This is a genomic window from Streptomyces sp. YS-3 (assembly GCF_045257485.1).
In the GTDB taxonomy this organism is placed as follows: domain Bacteria; phylum Actinomycetota; class Actinomycetes; order Streptomycetales; family Streptomycetaceae; genus Streptomyces.
Genome location: NZ_JBJHPC010000102.1, coordinates 1 through 16,604 on the forward strand (window position 1 = coordinate 1; position 16,604 = coordinate 16,604).

Below are 16,604 nucleotides of genomic sequence, written 5' to 3' on the forward strand. Positions count from 1 at the left end.
GGGGGCCCGGCCCCCGCCCGAGCGCGCGCCGGGCCCCCCGCGCGGCGGGAGCGTCCGGTGCGTCGTCGGCGGTGGGCAAGAGTGGTTCCAGGGGAGTGCGGAGCGGGCGGTACATGGCGCGCGGCGGACGCCGCACGCCGCAGGCTAGCCGCTACCGGCCGCGCAGACGCCGTACGAGAATGCTCGCGTCGCCCCGGGACTCCAGATCCGCCAGGACGACCGCGACGGCCTCGCGCACGATGCGGCCCCGGTCGACGGCGAGCCCGTGCTCCCCGCGCAGGACCAGGCGCGCGTGCTCCAGGTCCATCAGCTCCTCCGCGGAGACGTACACCGTGATCTTCTCGTCGTGCCGCTCGCGCCCGCTGGGCCGCCGGTTGGCCGCCCGGGCCCGCCGCCGCTGCTGCGCGGTGCCGGAGCCGCCGCCGGCCGCGGCCGGAGCACCCGGACGGGCGCCGCCGGCGGCCTTGGCGGCCTCGGACGCCGCGGCGCCCCGGCTGCGCGGCTCGCCCGACGCGGGCTCCTCCTCCGCGGCCGAGTGCTCGGCCCGCCCCGCGGACTCCCCCGCGGCGGGGTCGCTCTCGCCCGCGGGTCCGGGCACCTTCGCCTCGCCGTTGGTCCGCCTCGGGGTGGAGGACTGGAGTGCCATTCCTCCGGTCGTACGGAACAGTTCGTCGGCCCCGGGCAGACTCACTCGGCGTGACACCGGGCGAGCACCTCCCTGGCGAGCTGGCGGTAGGCGGCGGCACCGACGGAGTTGGACGCGTACGTCGTGATCGGCTCACCGGCGACCGTGGTCTCCGGGAAGCGCACGGTCCGGCCGATCACCGTGTGGTAGACGTGGTCGTCGAAGGCCTCGACCACCCGGGCCAGGACCTCGCGGCTGTGCACCGTGCGCGAGTCGTACATCGTCGCCAGGATGCCGTCGAGCTCCAGGTCGGGGTTGAGCCGCTCCTGGACCTTCTCGATCGTCTCGGTCAGCAGGGCGACACCCCGCAGCGCGAAGAACTCGCACTCCAGCGGCACGATCACCTTGTGAGCGGCCGTCAGGGCGTTGACGGTGAGCAGACCGAGCGAGGGCTGACAGTCGATCACGATGTAGTCGTAGTCGGCCATCAGCGGCTTCAGGGCGCGCTGGAGCGTGGACTCCCGGGCGACCTCGCTGACCAGCTGCACCTCGGCGGCGGAGAGGTCGATGTTGCTCGGCAGCAGGTCCATGTTGGGGACCGCGGTCTTGAGCAGCACCTCGTCGGCCGACATGCCCCGCTCCATGAGCAGGTTGTAGACCGTGAGGTCGAGCTCCATCGGGTTCACGCCGAGGCCCACCGAGAGGGCGCCCTGCGGGTCGAAGTCGACGAGCAGCACCCGGCGCCCGTACTCCGCGAGCGCGGCACCCAGGTTGATGGTCGACGTGGTCTTGCCGACGCCGCCCTTCTGGTTGCACATCGCGATGATCTTCGCGGGACCGTGGTCGGTCAGCGGACCCGGGATCGGGAAGTACGGCAGCGGCCGTCCGGTCGGGCCGATCCGCTCGCGGCGCTGGCGTGCGGCGTCGGGTGCGAGGGTGGCCGCGTACTCGGGGTCGGGCTCGTACTCGGCGTCGGGGTCGTAGAAGTGCCCCTGGGGCACCTCGTCGTAGTCGGCGAAAGCGGCGGTCTCGCGGCCACTCTCGTTGCCGGCCATGGCGTTCACGTGTAGGCCGTCCATCATCCGTGGGGCTGTCGTCATGTGCGGGGTGGTTGCGAAGGCGCGGACCGCGACGGAGCCGACAGCCTCAGCAGGCCCCGAAGGGCCATGGCCCCGTGCGGGCATCCCTGGTTGACCACCTCCGGGAGTAAATGTCGACTCATTCACAAGTCGTCTTACCTCCTTGGAAGTGACCAGGAAACTTTATCGATAGGTCAGCGTGGCACCATGCCGACGGTTGGCGACTCTATGGCGTGTCACCGGTCCGCAGCAACACAATCCGCCGGACCCGGCCGGATGTGTCGGCAACCGAACACCGCTCTGTCAAGGGCGTACGGGCATCAGAGCGCGGGTTTCGGGGGTGCGCGAAAAGGTTAAAGAGTTACGTTCGAGGCGAGTTGAGCCAGCCTGCCGCACACCGGGGAAAGTGTCGCGATACACATCCGGCCGGACCTTGGGTCGACAAGGTCCGGCCGGGTGCGTGAGGTTGACGACGCGCGTTGACGAAGTGTCTCGTCAGAGGGTCGTCACGGCGTGTCGGATCAGCCGAGGAGCGTGCTCAGCTCGACGGTCTCCAGGCCGTGGGCCTCGGCGACCGGGCCGTAAACGACCTGGCCGTCATGGGTGTTGAGGCCCAGGGCGAGCGCCGGGTCACGGCGCAGCGCCTCGGCCCAGCCGTTGTTCGCCAGCGACACGATGTAGGGCAGCGTGGCGTTGGTGAGCGCGTAGGTGGAGGTGTTCGGCACCGCGCCTGGCATGTTGGCAACGCAGTAGAAGACCGAGTCGTGGACCATGAAGGTCGGCTCGGCGTGCGTGGTCGGACGCGAGTCCTCGAAGCAGCCGCCCTGGTCGATCGCAATGTCGACAAGGACACTTCCGGGCTTCATCTTGGCGACGAGCTCGTTGGTGACCAGCTTCGGGGCCTTGGCACCCGGGATGAGGACCGCGCCGATGACGAGGTCGGCCTCGATGACGGCCTTCTCCAGCTCGTAGGCGTTGGAGACGATCGTCTGGACCTTGGTGCCGAAGACCTTGTCGGCCTCGCGGAGCTTGTTGATGTCCTTGTCGAGCAGGGTCACGTGGAAGCCCATGCCGACGGCGATCTGCGTGGCGTTCCAGCCGGAGACGCCGCCGCCGATGACGACGGCCCGGCCGGCGTGGGTGCCGGGGACGCCGCCGGGGAGCACACCGCGCCCGCCGACCGAGGCCATCAGGTGGTAGGCGCCGACCTGCGGGGCCAGCCGGCCCGCGACCTCGGACATCGGGGCGAGCAGCGGCAGCGCGCGGCCCGCGGTCTCCACCGTCTCGTACGCGATGGCGGTGGTGCCGGACTCCAGCAGGGCGTCCGTGCACTCGCGGGAGGCGGCGAGGTGCAGGTAGGTGAAGAGCGTCTGGTCCTTGCGGAGGCGGTGGTACTCCTCCGCGATGGGCTCCTTGACCTTCAGCAGCAGGTCGGCGGCGGCCCACACCTCGTCGGCGGTGCCCAGGATCTCGGCGCCCGCGGCCACGTACTCGGCGTCCGTGATCGACGAGCCGACACCGGCGTTCCGCTCGATGACGACCTGGTGGCCGTGGCGCACCAGCTCATGCACGCCGGCGGGGGTGATGGCCACCCGGAACTCGTTGTTCTTGACCTCGCGGGGGATACCGACCTTCACGTCGATCACGGTCCTTGGCTCAGGGGACGAAGGGGGTGCAATACATACATACCCGGATGCACCAAGGCGCACCGGGAGACACCGCAAGAAGGTGCGGCGGAGCCAGTCTAATGAAGGTCTTCGCGCTGTCTACCCTTACAAACAACTAATCTTTGGCCGAAGCACTGCGGATTTCGTAGGCCGGAGCCTCTCCTTCCCTGTCAGGCTCCAGCAGCCGCTCGGCAGCGCCCCGGTGCAGCCTGGCCGCCGCCGGGTCTCCGAGCCGGTCGAGCGTGTCCGCGAGGCGCAGCTGGAGCGCGGCCTGGAGACGCAGATCACCGGCCTGCCGTGCCCACTCCACCGCCTCGCGGCAGGTGCGCAGCGACTCCTCGGGCCGCCCGGCGTACTCCTGCACCCGGGCCGCCTCGCTCAGCGCCCGCGCCTGGCTCGGCAGATCCCCCAGGCGTCGGTATCCGGCCACCGCGGCGCGCCAACTGCGGAGCGCCTCGCCGTAGCGGCCCGCATAGGTGAGCACCGCGCCGAGGCGCCCGTACAGCCGCGCCTCGTCCTCCCGCTCGCCCCGGGCGAGGCGCTGGGCCAGGGCCCGCCCGTACCAGTCGGTGGCCCGCGTCCAGTCGCCCAGCTCCTGGTGGGCGCCGCCTACGGATTCCATCGCGCGGCCGGTGGCGTACGGGTCGTTCGCGGCGCGGCCCGCGTCCAGAGCCGCCCGGTAGCGCACCAGGGCGTCGGCGGTACGCCCCGCCTCCGCGTCCAGATCGCCCAGATTGAGCAGCGCCGCGGCTTTCTCCCGGTCCAGCCCGCGCCGCTCGGCGACGTCCAGAACCAGCTGGTGCAGACCGTAGAGGTCGGGAGCCGCCGCCTCGGTCCCCCGGTGCGCGGCCAGCGCCCGTACGAGGGCCGCGACCAGCCGGCGGGCGAGCGTGTCCAGCTCGCCGTCCTCGACCGCCAGCCGGGCCGCCGCGAGCAGCGCGGGCCGGCGGGTCTCCAGCCAGGCGGCGGCCAGCCGCTCGCTGGGGAAGCGCAGGGCGCGGGGCAGCCCCGCGAGCTTCCTGCGGGCCGGGGAGCCGTCGGGCTCGGTGACCGCCCGGCAGGACTGGAGCAGCCGTACGGTCCGCTCCAGCATCCGGGCCCGGGCCAGCTGGAGCTCGCCGGGCCGGTCGGCGCTGTCCGCGAGCGTGTGCAACAGCGGAGCCAGCCAGCCGGGCACCGCGTACTGGGCGGGCCGCTCGTCCGGGTCGCCGTACACCCGCAGCAGCCCGTACGCGACGAAGTCCTCCAGGGTGTTCTGGGCCGCGGAGACCGAGCACCCGGCGAGCGCGGAGGCGGTCTGGGCGTCCGCGATCCCCGCGGGGGCGAGCGAGAGCAGCCGCAGCAGCCGGGCGTTGGGCCCCGGCAGCGACTCGTACACCAGCCGGAAGGCGCGCGCCAACGGCCGCTCGGCGACGGGAAGCCGCCCGGTCAGCGTGCTGTCGTCGGGCAGCGCGTGCAGCCGCTTGGCCACGTCGGAGACGGCCGCCTGGGGCCGCACCGCCAGCCAGCCGCCGACCAGGGCGACGGCCGCGGGCACCCCGGCGCACTCCTCGACCAGGTTCTCCGCGGTGCGCGGGTCCACCGTGATCCGCACCGCCCCGGTGTAGCTCTGCAGCAGGGCGACGGCGGTCCTGGGGTCGAGGCCGCCGAGGGTGCAGGGCCGTACGTCCGGGATGCCGGTGAGCGGGCCGCGGGCGGTCGCCACCACCAGGCATCCGGCGTCCAGCGGCAGCAGCGGGTCGACCTGCTCGGCGTCGACGGCGTCGTCGAGCAGCAGCAGCGCCCGGCGCCCGGCGAGCGCCTCGCGCACCAGCTGGGTCAGCTCGTCCGCGCCGCCGCCGGGCGGCACCGGGACGTCCAGGGCGTCGAGCAGCTCGCGGGCCGCCCGCTCGACGGGAACGGGCGTGCCGTCCGGCTCGCGCAGCCCGGCCCGCAGTACCCCGTCGGGGTACTCGGCGGCGAGCTGCCGCGCCAGCTCCTCGGCGAGGGCCGTCCGGCCGGAACCGGGGCGTCCGGCGATCAGCAGCACCCGGGCGCGCGGCGACTTGCGGCCGGACAGGGTGTCCAGCCCCGCCCGCTCCACGTCCTCGCGCAGCTCCTTCAACTCCCGCTGCCTGCCGAAGAACTGACGGCCGGTCGTCTCGGGCGCGGCCGGCCCGCCCCGCGCGGCAGAGCCGCCCACGTCCACCGCCTGATCCGTCACGGGCCACGCTCCGTCCGCTGCGCACGAGCCGAGCCCGGCGGGTCTCCGCACGGGCGTTCCGAGCGTAGTTCACCCGTGGTGGGAGGCCCGGTGGAGCGCGGCGGGCAGGTCGCCCGATCGGATCAGCGGATGGTCGGACGGACATACCGCGAGTAGGCCGTCCGGGTCGCGCGGCATCCGCGCGACCCGGCGGCGGCTACTTCTCGAAGGGGCGGGCGGGCCAGGGCGCCTCGGCCGGGCGCAGCGACTCCAGGCCCGGGCCCGCCTGCGCGGCCATGACCGCCAGCGCGCCCACCACGAGGCAGTTGTTGTGCAGCTCACCGGCGAGCGCGCCCCGCACGAGCTCGTCCACCGGCACCCGGGCCAGCTCCATGTCGGCCTCCTCCTCGGAGACCTCGAAGCGCTCGCCCTCCGCCTCGGACAGATCGCGGGCGAGGAAGATCCGTACGGCCTCGTCGCAGCCGCCGGGCGTGGGGTAGACGTCGGCGAGGACCCGCCAGTCCTCGGCCTTGACGTGCGCCTCCTCGTACAGCTCGCGCTGGGCGGCGTGCAGCGGGTTCTCGCCGGGCACGTCGAGCAGACCGGCCGGGATCTCCCACAGCTTGTGGCGCACCGGGTGGCGGTACTGGCGCAGCACCAGGACGCGGCCCGCCTCGTCGAGGGCGAGCACGGCCACCGAGCCCGGGTGGACCTGGTAGTCGCGGCGGGCGACCGTGCCGTCGGGCATGACCACGTCGTCAGTGCGGACGCTGGTCTTGCCGCCCCGGAACGGGGTCGTGCTGGCGACGACCCGCCATTCCTCGGGGGTGTCCTTGAGCTGCATCGATGTCCTCCCGCAAAGCAGAAACCGGGGTACGCGTCCGATGAGGGACCCGTACCCCGGCAACCGTAACCCGACTACTTCTCGCCGGTCCTGCGCGCTTCCTGCTGACGCTCGACGGCCGCCTTGACCAGACCCGCGAAGAGCGGGTGCGGGCGGGTCGGGCGGGAGCGCAGCTCCGGGTGCGCCTGCGTGGCGACCAGGTAGGGGTGCACCTCACGCGGGTACTCGACGTACTCGACGAGCTTGTTGTCCGGGGAGGTGCCGGAGAAGAGGATGCCCGCCTTCTTCTCCAGCTCCGCGCGGTAGGCGTTGTTCACCTCGTAGCGGTGGCGGTGGCGCTCCTCCACGTACGGCTGGTCGCCGTAGACCTCGCGCACGATCGAGCCCTCGGCGAGCTTCGCCGGGTACATGCCGAGCCGCATGGTGCCGCCCAGGTCGCCCGCGCCCTCGACGTAGGCGAGCTGCTCCTCCATCGTCGAGATGACGGGGTGCGCGGTGGCGGCGTCGAACTCGGTGGAGTTGGCATCGGGGATGCCGGCCAGGTTGCGGGCGGCCTCGATCACGATGCACTGCAGGCCCAGGCAGATGCCGAGGAGCGGCACCTTGTTCTCCCGGGCGTACTGGATCGCGCCGATCTTGCCGTTGACACCGCGGTCGCCGAAGCCGCCGGGGACCAGGATCGCGTCCACGTCGCCGAGGTGCTTCTCGGCACCGGCCTGCGTCTTGCAGTCGTCGGAGGTGACCCACTTGACCTTGACGCGGGCCTTGTTGGCGAAGCCGCCGGCGCGCATGGCCTCGGTGATGGAGAGGTAGGCGTCGGGCAGGTCGATGTACTTGCCGACCAGTGCGACGGTGACCTCGTGCTCGGGGTTGTGGACGCGGTCGAGCAGGTCGTCCCAGGTCGTCCAGTCCACGTCACGGAAGGGCAGGTCGAGCTTGCGCACGACGTAGGCGTCCAGGCCCTCGGTGTGCAGCACCTTCGGGATGTCGTAGATCGACTTGGCGTCGATGGCGGCGACCACGGCGGCCTCGTCCACGTCGCACATCAGCGAGATCTTGCGCTTGATGGACAGCGGCACCTCGCGGTCGGCGCGCAGCACGATCGCGTCGGGCTGGATACCGATGTTGCGCAGGGCGGCCACCGAGTGCTGGGTCGGCTTGGTCTTCAGCTCGCCCGAGGGACCGATGTAGGGCAGCAGCGAGATGTGCACCACGAAGACGTTGTCGCGGCCGACCTCGTGGCGGACCTGGCGGACGGTCTCCAGGAACGGCAGCGACTCGATGTCGCCGACCGTGCCGCCGACCTCGGTGATGACGACGTCGACGTCGTCGGTCGCCATCCGGCGGATGCGGTGCTTGATCTCGTTGGTGATGTGCGGGATGACCTGCACGGTGTCGCCCAGGTACTCGCCGCGCCGCTCCTTGGCGATCACCTGCGAGTAGACCTGGCCGGTGGTGACGTTGGCCGAGCCGTCGAGGTCCACGTCGAGGAAGCGCTCGTAGTGGCCGATGTCCAGGTCGGTCTCGGCGCCGTCGTTGGTGACGAACACCTCGCCGTGCTGGAACGGGTTCATCGTGCCCGGGTCAACGTTGAGGTACGGGTCGAGCTTCTGCATGGTGACACGCAGCCCGCGCGCCTTGAGGAGCGCACCCAGGCTGGAGGCGGTCAGACCCTTGCCGAGGGAGGAGGCGACACCCCCGGTGACGAAGATGTGCTTGGTCGTCGTGGCTGCGCTGTTGCGCATAGCCGTGGGCTGCATGGCCAAGAGGGGGCTCCCGTGGTCGCTGTCTGGAGTGCGTGCCGGTCACCCTCTGTGGATACCGTCCGTCTGCGGAACGAGTTTCCGGGGGGCGCCGTCGCTGCGGTTCGGGGGTTTTCTCACCACCCGGCCACGGGCTACCAGGGTATCAGCGAGTGCGGCGCACCGCTTCCGGCCACGCTCCGCACACACCCGGGCGACCCTGCGTGCTCCACTCACCCATATGGCGCAATGGCGATGCAGGAAGGCATCGGCGGATCACCCACGTGCGTCGTATCCTGCTCGGACACTCGCCGCCGAGCCGCTGGTAGCACGGCACCACCCCGGCCGTCACCCACAACATGCGCTCGTTGGCGTTCCCTTGACCGCATCGCATTAGCAGTAAGCGCCCCGCGGGGCGGACGTGGCCGTTCGACTGGAGATTGCACGTGGCCGGGCGCATCGAGGATTACGCACTCATCGGAGACATGCAGACCGCAGCCCTGGTCTGCCGGGACGGCACGACGGACTGGCTGTGCCTGCCACGCTTCGACTCGCACGCCGTCTTCGCCGGACTGCTCGGCACCGATGAACACGGCTTCTGGCGGATCGGCCCGGCCCACGCGGCCGACGCGCCGCCACCCCGGGCGGACCGTCGCCGCTACCGGGGCGACTCACTGATCCTGGAGTCGGAGTGGGACACCCCGCGCGGCACGGTCCGGGTGACGGATTTCATGCCGCCGCGCGACGGCGCGCCCCAGCTGGTCCGGATCGTGGAGGGCGTCAGCGGCCGGGTGCCGATGCGCAGCGCCCTGCGGATGCGTTTCAGTTACGGGCGTGTCGTGCCCTGGGTGCACAAGGTCGACAACCGTACGGTCGCCGTGGCGGGACCGGACTCGGTGTGGCTGGACACGCCGGTGGACACCTACGGCAAGAACCTCACCACGTACTCCGACTTCACCGTCTCGCCCGGTGAGCGGATCGCCTTCACCATCAGCTGGCAGCCCTCCCACAAGGAGCAGCCCGCCCTCCCCGAGCCGGAAGCCGCCCTGGAGGCGACCGAGGACTTCTGGCGGGAGTGGGTCGAGCACTGCACGTACCACGGGCCCTACCGCGAGGCCGTGGTCCGCTCCCTGATCACGCTCAAGGCGCTGACCTACGCCCCCACCGGCGGCATCGTCGCCGCGCCCACCACCTCGCTGCCCGAGGACATCGGCGGCTCGCGCAACTGGGACTACCGCTACACCTGGCTCCGGGACGCGGCGATCACCCTGTCCTCGCTGCTGCGCACCGGCTACCGCGAGGAGGCCCGCGCCTGGCGGGAGTGGCTGCTGCGGGCGGTCGCGGGCGACCCCGAGAACCTGCAGATCATGTACGGGATCGCGGGCGAGCGCGAGCTGGGCGAGGCCGAGCTCGACTGGCTGCCCGGCTACGAGGGCTCGGCGCCGGTCCGGGTCGGCAACGGCGCCGCCCACCAGCTCCAGCTGGACGTGTACGGCGAGGTCACCGAGGCCCTGCACCTGGCGCACATGACCGGCCTGGCCCGCAACGACTACGCCTCGCTGCTCCAGCTCAAGCTGATCAGCTATCTGGAGAACCACTGGGACGAGCCGGACGAGGGCATCTGGGAGGTGCGCGGCCCGCGCCGCCACTTCGTGCACTCCAAGGTGATGGCCTGGGTCGCGGTGGACCGCACCATCAAGCTGATCGAGTCGGGCGACGCGGACGGACCGCTGGAGAAGTGGCGCGATCTGCGCGACGACATCCACCGCGATGTGTGCGAGAAGGGGTACGACAAGGAGCGCAACACCTTCACGCAGTCCTACGGCTCCAAGGAGCTGGACGCCTCCTTGCTGCTCATCCCGCAGATGGGCTTCCTGCCGCCGGACGACAAGCGCGTCATCGGCACCATCGAGGCGATTCAGCGCGAGCTGTCCACGCCCGACGGGTTCATCCTGCGCTACCCCACCGCGGGCGAGGAGGCGGGCTGCGACGGTCTGGAGGGCGACGAGGGCGCCTTCCTGGCCTGCTCGTTCTGGATGGCGGACGACCTGGCGATGATCGGCCGGGTCGACGAGGCCCGCAAGCTCTTCGAACGGCTGCTGTCGCTGCGCAACGACATCGGACTGCTCGCCGAGGAGTGGGACCCGCGGCTCCAGCGCCAGGTGGGGAACTTCCCCCAGGCCTTCAGCCACGTTCCCCTGATCGACACGGCCCTGCGGCTGACCGCGTCCGGAGCGTACGGCGGCTAGCCGCCGCGCCCGGGAGGCCGTGCCCGCTTAGAGTGGAGTTGTCCTGTTCCCCCTCTGAAAGGGGGGCCTGATGACCACCCCCTCCAAGGCGGGCACGGCCCTCGCCGAGCTCCGCGAAGACCTCTCCGGTGAGGTGTTCGTCCCCGGTGACCCGGGCTACGACGAGGCCCGGCAGGTCTTCAACGTCATGATCGACCGCCACCCCGCCGTGATCGCGCAGTGCGCCTGTGACGCGGACGTGGCGACCGCCGTACGCTTCGGCCGCGACCTCGATCTGAAGATCGCCGTCCGGGGCGGCGGCCACAGCGTCGCCGGACAGGCCGTCAACGACAACGGCCTCGTCGTGGACCTGCGCCGGATGCACGAGGTGACCGTGCACCCCGCCGCCCACGCGGTACGGATCCAGGGCGGCGCCACCATGAGCCACCTCGACCTGGCCACCCAGCCCTACGGCCTCGCCACCACCGGCGGCCGGGCCTCCACCACCGGCGTCGGCGGCTTCGTCCTCGGCGGTGGCACCGGATGGCTGGACCGCGCCTTCGGGCTGGCCGTCGACAACCTCCTGGGCGTCGAGCTGGTCACCGCCGACGGCAGTACGGTCACGGCGAGCGCCGAGGAGAACCCGGAGCTGTTCTGGGCGCTGCACGGCGGCGGCGGCAACTTCGGCATCGCCACCTCGCTCACCCTGCGCCTGCACGACCTGCCGGCCTTCTCCATCGCGCTGCTGCTCTACCGTCCGCAGCTCGGCCCCGAGGTCGCGCGCGTCTACCGGGAGCTGATCGAGAGCGCCCCGCCCGAGGCCGGCGGCGGGATCATCTATCTGACCGGCCCGCCCGAGGAGTTCATCCCCGAGCACCTGGTCGGCGAGGTGCTCGCCGGGGCCCTCGTGACGTACGCCGGGCCCGCCGAGCAGCTCACCAAGCTCGCCCAGCCGTTGCTGGCGCTGCCGCACGAGGTCGAGATCCTGACCGACATGCCGTACCCGCAGATGCAGTGCATGCTCGACGACCCGCCGGGCATGCGGAACTACTGGTCGGCCGAGTATCTGACCGGGCTGCCAAACGAGCTGATCGACGTGTTCTGCGGCCGGGCCGAGAGCCTCCCGGCGCCCACGGTCCAGCACGTGCTGTTCCCGCAGGGCGGCGCCATCGCGTCCGGGCCCACCGAGTACCCGGTGCCCTACCGCGACGCGCCGTGGGCGGTGCACCCGTTCGCGATCTGGGAGGACCCGGCGGACGACGAGCGCTGCCGGCAGTGGGTCAAGGACGTCCGCGCCGCCGTCCGGCCCTGGTCGACCGGCGCGGTCTACCTCAACTTCACCGGCGACGAGGGCGCCGAGCGGGTGGTCGCGGGCCTGGGCGCGGAGAACATGCGCCGGCTCGGCGAGGTGAAGCGCGCCTACGACCCCGACAACGTCTTCCGCTACAACCACAACATCGCCCCGGCCTGACGGAATCGGAGAACCGTGTCGTACCGTGGCCCGCATCACGTCCGGTACGACAAAACACGAGGTGAACCCCATTGGAGAGCCAGGGCGGGATCACCGTGCAGCGCGCTCTCGAACTGCCCGGGCTGCGCGGCGGGCTCCCCGAGGTCGTGGCGGGCGCGGAACGCCTGGGCCGGACCGTGCGCTGGGTGCACGCGGGTGAGGTCCCCAACATGGCCTCCCTGCTCAAGGGCGGTGAGCTGCTGCTCACCACCGGCCTTGGCCTGGGCACCCGCCCCGCCGAGCAGCGCGCCTTCGTCCGGCGCCTCGCCGAGCGCGGCATCGCCGCCCTGGTCGTCGAGCTGGGCCCGCGCTTCAGCAGGCTGCCCGCCACCTTGGTGGAGACCGCGCGGGCGGCCGGGCTGCCGCTGGTCGCGCTGCACCGCGAGGTCCCCTTCGTGACGGTGACCGAGGAGATCCACACCGAGATCGTCAACGGCCACTACGCCCTGCTCCAGCGCGCCGAGGAGGTGCACCGCCGGTGTACCGGCGCGCTGCTCTCGGGCGGCGGCGTGCCGCAGGTCCTGTCGATCCTGGCGGACTTCGCGGCCAACCCGGTGTTCCTGGAGACCCCGGACGGCCAGCTGCTGTACGCCGCCGCGGGCCCCGGTGAGGTGGGCGCCGACCCGCTCCAGGTGTGGGAGGGGCTGCGCGGCCAGCGCGAGTCCCGGGAGTCGGGGCCGCCGACGGGAGCGGTCCTGGTGGACGTGCCCGGCGGTGGCCCCGGCGCCGGCGCGGTACGGGCCCGGCTCGTCCTGCTCGCCGTCGCCGGACCGCTGCTGCCGGTCCACCGGATGGCGGCCGAGCGGGCCGCGGGCATCCTCGCGGTGGTACTGATGCAGGCCCGCCAGGAGGAGGAGCTGGCGGCGCGCGGGCGCGGCGACTTCCTGACCGACCTCGCCGAGGGCCGGATCACCGCCGAGGACGCGCCCGCGCAGGCGAAGGTGCTGGGCTTCCGGCCGGGCGAGGGCCCGCTGCTGCCGGTGGTGATGCGGCTGACGGCGGACCTGTCCGGCTCCTCCCCCACCGGCACCTGGGCGGTCCTGGCCCGCGCGGTCCTGGAGGAGCTGTCCTCGGTGGGCGTGCCGGTGCTGCTGGGCGTACGGCCGGTGGAGGGCCGGGTGCCGCTGCTGCTCGGACTGCGCTCGGAGTCGGAGCGCCACGCGGTCGCCGACCGGGTGGCGGCGGCGCTGCGGGCGGGCGTGGAGCGCGCCGGGCTCGCCCGGGCCGGGGCGCCGCCGGTGGTGGTGGTCGCGGCGGCCGGCGGCTGGGCGGCGGCCTCGGCGGGGCTGCGGCACGCGGCCGAGACGGCGGCGGCGGCCCAGGGCCTGTCCGAGCGCCCCTGGTACGACGCCCGCCGCCTCGACATCGACCTGCTGCTGTGGCGACTGCGCGAACACCCGGACCTGGCGGCGTTCGTGGAGCGCGCCATCGGCCCGCTGCGCACCCACGACGCGGCCTCGCGCCCGCCGCTGCTGCCGACCCTGGAGACCTATCTCGCGCACGCCGGCCGCAAGGCGGAGACCGCCCGCGAGCTGCACCTCAACCGCCAGACGCTCTACAACCGGCTCGCCCGGATCGCGGAGCTGCTCGGCACGGACCTGGACGACCCGCAGACCGTCCTGGCGCTCTCCCTCGCCCTGCGGGCCCGCCGCCACGTGCCTCAGTGACCCTGCCGCTGCGTCAGCTCGTCGTACACGCTGAGCACCTGCGCCACCGTCTCGTCCTCGGTGGGCCACTCCGCCGCCTGGACGAGCCCGGCCGCGGCGAGCTCGCGGCGCCGATCGGGGTCGGTGAGCAGCCGCGCCACCGCGTCGCCGAGCGCCACCGCGTCGCCGTACGGCACCAGCTCGGCCGCGTCCCCCACCAGCTCCGGCACACCGCCCACGGCGGTCGCCACCAGCGGAACGCCGAGCCGCAGCGCCTCCTGGGCCAGCAGCGAGCGCCCCTCCCAGCGGCTGGCGAGCACGGCCGCGTCGGCGGCGGCCAGCAGTTCACTGACGTCGTCGCGCCGCCCCAGCAGCTTCACCGGCAGCGCCTCGGCCTCGATGCGCCGCCGGAGCGCGGCCCGCAGCCGCCCCTCCCCCGCGATCACGAGCAGCGGTACGGGATCGAGCGCCTTCCAGCGGTGGGCGGCGTCCAGCAGCACGTCGTAGCCCCGGTGTTCGACCAGGCTGCCGACCGCCATCAGCAACGGCCGGTCCACGGCGCCGAGTTCGGCCCGGGCCTTGCCGTCCGGGGCGGGCGCGGGGGGACCGGGCACCGCGACCGCGGCCAGCCGGGCGTCCCGGGCACCGTGCCGCCGGGCCCGGTCGACCAGGTCGGAGGAGGCGCCGAGCACCACCGCGGCGCCGCGGGCGGCCCGCCGTTCCAGCATCCGCAGCACCCGGTGCTGGGCCCCGTCGGCGCAGGAGCTGGTGTGCCAGGTGACGACGAGGGGGACCGCGCGCCGCCCGCCGAGGGCGAGGGAGCTGCGCACCGCCGCGTGCAGCCCGTGCGCGTGCACCACGTCCGCGCCCGCGCAGACCGCCCGCAGGGCGCCTAGGGCCACCGGGTCGCCGCGCCGGGGCACCGCGACGAAGTGGGCGCCCGCGCCCCGGAAGTCGAACTCCCGCTCCAGCGCGGCCGGAGCGCAGACGGTGACCCGGACGCCCCGCGCGGCGAGTCCCGCCGCCAGCGAGCGGACATGCGCGCTGCTGCCCGCGCTGCCGCCGCCCAGCACTTGGACCGTACGCAGCTGTGACACGTGAACAGGCTCCCGGGTCGGCGGTGGGCCGGTGTGGACCCCGGCCAAGGATGCCAGCCCGTACGGGCGTTCCGGCCCCGTCCGGACGTTTCCCCGTGTCGGCGGGCGGCGGGCCACGCCCGGGGACCACCCCCACGGGTGAACCGTCCCGGGGCGGTTCACCCGGCCGGGACGCGGCGGCTCAGCTCTCCGCGCGTGCCGTCGCCAGCAGCTCCTCCGCGTGGGCCCGGGCCGTCTCGGAGTCCTCCTGGCCCGCCAGCATCCGGGAGAGCTCCCGGACCCGGTCCTCGCCCTCCAGGACGGTGACGCCGGACCGGGTGACGGAGCCGTCGTTGGTCTTCTCCACCAGCAGCTGGCGGTCCGCGAAGGCCGCGACCTGGGGCAGATGGGTGACCACGACGACCTGCGCCGACTTGGCGAGCTTCGCCAGCCGCCGGCCGATCTCGACCGCCGCCCGGCCGCCGACGCCCGCGTCGACCTCGTCGAAGAGGTACGTGGGCACCGGGTCCGTCCCGGCGAAGACGACCTCGACCGCGAGCATCACCCGGGAGAGCTCACCGCCCGAGGCGCCCTTGGCGATCGGCCGCGCGGGGGCGCCCGGGTGCGGGGCGAGCAGCAGCTCCACCTCGTCCGCGCCGGTCGGCCCGTACGCCACGGTCCGCCCGCCCACCTCGACGCCCTCGGCGTCCTCCACCTGCCGTACCGCGAACGACACCCGGGCGTGCGGCATCGCCAGCGACGCCAGCTCGGCCGTCACCGCGTCCGCGAACCGGGCCGCGGCCTCGGTGCGGGCGTCGGTCAGCTCCTGGGCCAGGACGGACAGCTCCCGGCGCAGCCCGTCGCGCTCGGCGGCCAGCTCGCCGATCCGGTCGTCGTCGCCGTCCAGCTCGGTCAGCCGGGCCGCGCCCCGCTGCGCCCAGTCGAGGACCGCCGCCATGTCGTCGCCGTACTTGCCGTACTTACGAGTGAGCGCCGTCAGCGCCGCCCGCCGCTCCTCCACGGCCGCGAGACGCAGCGGGTCGGCGTCGAGGTCGTCCGCGTATCCGGCGAGCTCGCCCGCCACGTCGCCCAGGAGGATCCCCACCTCGCCGATCCGCTCGGCGAGCGCGGCCAGGGCGGGGTCGTGCGACCGTACGGCCTCCAGGGCCCGGTGCGCGCCCGCGACCAGGGTGGTCGCGTCGACGCTCTCCGGGTCCTCGGGGTTGCCCGCGAGCGCGGAGTGGGCCAGGGCCGCGGCCGACGCCAGCGCCTCGGCGTGGCCGAGCCGCTCGGCCTCCGCCGCGAGTTCGACGTCCTCGCCGGCCAGCGGCTCGACCGCCGCGATCTCGTCGAGCCCGAACCGCAGCAGATCGGCCTCCTGCGCCCGCTCGCGCGCCCGCGTGGTCAGCTCCTCCAGCTCCCCGGCGACGGCCCGCAGCCGCCGGTAGGCCTCCGCGTACTTGGCCAGCGGCCCGGCCACGGCGTCCCCGGCGTACCGGTCGAGGGCCTCGCGCTGCCGGGCGGGCCTGAGCAGGCCCTGCTGGTCGGTCTGGCCGTGGACGGCCACGAGCTCGTCGGCGATCTCCGCGAGCACGCCGTTGGGTACGGAGCGCCCCCCGAGGTACGCCCGTGAGCGGCCCTCCGCCGAGACGGTACGGCTGACCAGCAGCGCGCCCTCGTCGAGCTCGGCCCCGGCCTCCTCGGCGCGGATCGCCGCGGTGGCGCCGGGGCGCAGCGCGATCCGCCCCTCGACGACCGCCGCCTTGGCGCCGATCCGCACCAGGGCGGGGTCGGCCCGTCCGCCGAGCAGCAGCCCCAGACTGGTGACGACCATGGTCTTGCCCGCGCCGGTCTCGCCGGTCACCGCGGTGAACCCGGGCGACAGCTCGACGACAGCGTCGTCGATGACCCCGAGCGACCGTATCCGCATCTCCTCCAACACGCCCCCGACCTTACGAGGTCCCGGGCCCGGTGTGCGACGCACCCCACACGGTCACCCGCAGGG

11 protein-coding genes are annotated in these 16,604 nt (G+C 73.4%); 3 read left to right on the plus strand and 8 right to left on the minus strand.

All coding sequences use genetic code 11. The features are described from left to right. Positions 1-151: 151 nt before the first annotated feature. From ACJA3G_RS11940 to ACJA3G_RS11965, 6 genes are all read right to left on the minus strand, one after another. Positions 152-703: a hypothetical protein gene (locus ACJA3G_RS11940; RefSeq protein WP_406552904.1), complete on the minus strand. Its 552-nt coding sequence runs from the start codon at positions 701-703 to the stop codon at positions 152-154. Then, a complete protein-coding gene (locus ACJA3G_RS11945) occupies positions 688-1,809 on the minus strand; it encodes a ParA family protein (RefSeq protein WP_188275230.1) in 1,122 nt (373 codons plus the stop codon). Before ACJA3G_RS11945 ends, ACJA3G_RS11940 begins: the two co-directional genes overlap by 16 nt. Positions 1,810-2,225: 416 nt before the next feature. Next, positions 2,226-3,341, minus strand: coding sequence for an alanine dehydrogenase (ald, locus tag ACJA3G_RS11950; RefSeq protein WP_406552912.1), 1,116 nt, complete (start codon positions 3,339-3,341; stop codon positions 2,226-2,228). 145 nt (positions 3,342-3,486) lie between these two features. After that, positions 3,487-5,574 (minus strand): tetratricopeptide repeat protein, encoded by a 2,088-nt coding sequence (locus tag ACJA3G_RS11955; RefSeq protein ID WP_406552905.1) that lies wholly within the window; start codon positions 5,572-5,574, stop codon positions 3,487-3,489. A 196-nt stretch (positions 5,575-5,770) separates the two neighbouring features. Then, a complete protein-coding gene (locus tag ACJA3G_RS11960) occupies positions 5,771-6,397 on the minus strand; it encodes an NUDIX domain-containing protein (RefSeq protein WP_406552906.1) in 627 nt (208 codons plus the stop codon). A gap of 74 nt (positions 6,398-6,471) precedes the next feature. Further along, positions 6,472-8,157 (minus strand): CTP synthase, encoded by a 1,686-nt coding sequence (locus ACJA3G_RS11965; protein WP_406552907.1) that lies wholly within the window; start codon positions 8,155-8,157, stop codon positions 6,472-6,474. A gap of 428 nt (positions 8,158-8,585) precedes the next feature. Here ACJA3G_RS11965 and ACJA3G_RS11970 point away from each other — a divergent pair, with 428 nt between their 5' ends. The 3 genes from ACJA3G_RS11970 (at position 8,586) to ACJA3G_RS11980 (ending at position 13,544) form a co-directional block, all read left to right on the plus strand. Then, entirely contained in the window at positions 8,586-10,388 is a 1,803-nt protein-coding gene (locus ACJA3G_RS11970) for a glycoside hydrolase family 15 protein (RefSeq protein WP_406552908.1), read from the plus strand. A gap of 70 nt (positions 10,389-10,458) precedes the next feature. Continuing rightward, a complete protein-coding gene (locus ACJA3G_RS11975) occupies positions 10,459-11,838 on the plus strand; it encodes an FAD-binding oxidoreductase (RefSeq protein WP_406552909.1) in 1,380 nt (459 codons plus the stop codon). A gap of 71 nt (positions 11,839-11,909) precedes the next feature. Continuing rightward, positions 11,910-13,544: a PucR family transcriptional regulator gene (locus ACJA3G_RS11980; RefSeq protein WP_406552910.1), complete on the plus strand. Its 1,635-nt coding sequence runs from the start codon at positions 11,910-11,912 to the stop codon at positions 13,542-13,544. On the opposite strand, the gene ACJA3G_RS11985 is transcribed toward ACJA3G_RS11980, so the two are convergent. Next, entirely contained in the window at positions 13,538-14,620 is a 1,083-nt protein-coding gene (locus tag ACJA3G_RS11985; protein ID WP_406552911.1) for a glycosyltransferase family 4 protein, read from the minus strand. The genes ACJA3G_RS11980 and ACJA3G_RS11985 overlap by 7 nt on opposite strands. A 181-nt stretch (positions 14,621-14,801) precedes the next feature. After that, entirely contained in the window at positions 14,802-16,529 is a 1,728-nt protein-coding gene (gene recN, locus ACJA3G_RS11990) for a DNA repair protein RecN (RefSeq protein ID WP_406552913.1), read from the minus strand. Positions 16,530-16,604 lie beyond the last annotated feature (75 nt).

What these genes read in the sequence shown, in the direction of transcription:
- ACJA3G_RS11960 (WP_406552906.1), bottom strand. Translation starts at nt 6,397, where the DNA reads ATGCAGCTCAAGGACACCCCCGAGGAATGGCGGGTCGTCGCCAGCACG.
- ACJA3G_RS11945 (WP_188275230.1), bottom strand. Translation starts at nt 1,809, where the DNA reads ATGCCCGCACGGGGCCATGGCCCTTCGGGGCCTGCTGAGGCTGTCGGC.
- ACJA3G_RS11965 (WP_406552907.1), bottom strand. Translation starts at nt 8,157, where the DNA reads ATGCAGCCCACGGCTATGCGCAACAGCGCAGCCACGACGACCAAGCAC.
- recN (WP_406552913.1), bottom strand. Translation starts at nt 16,529, where the DNA reads ATGCGGATACGGTCGCTCGGGGTCATCGACGACGCTGTCGTCGAGCTG.
- ACJA3G_RS11975 (WP_406552909.1), top strand. Translation starts at nt 10,459, where the DNA reads ATGACCACCCCCTCCAAGGCGGGCACGGCCCTCGCCGAGCTCCGCGAA.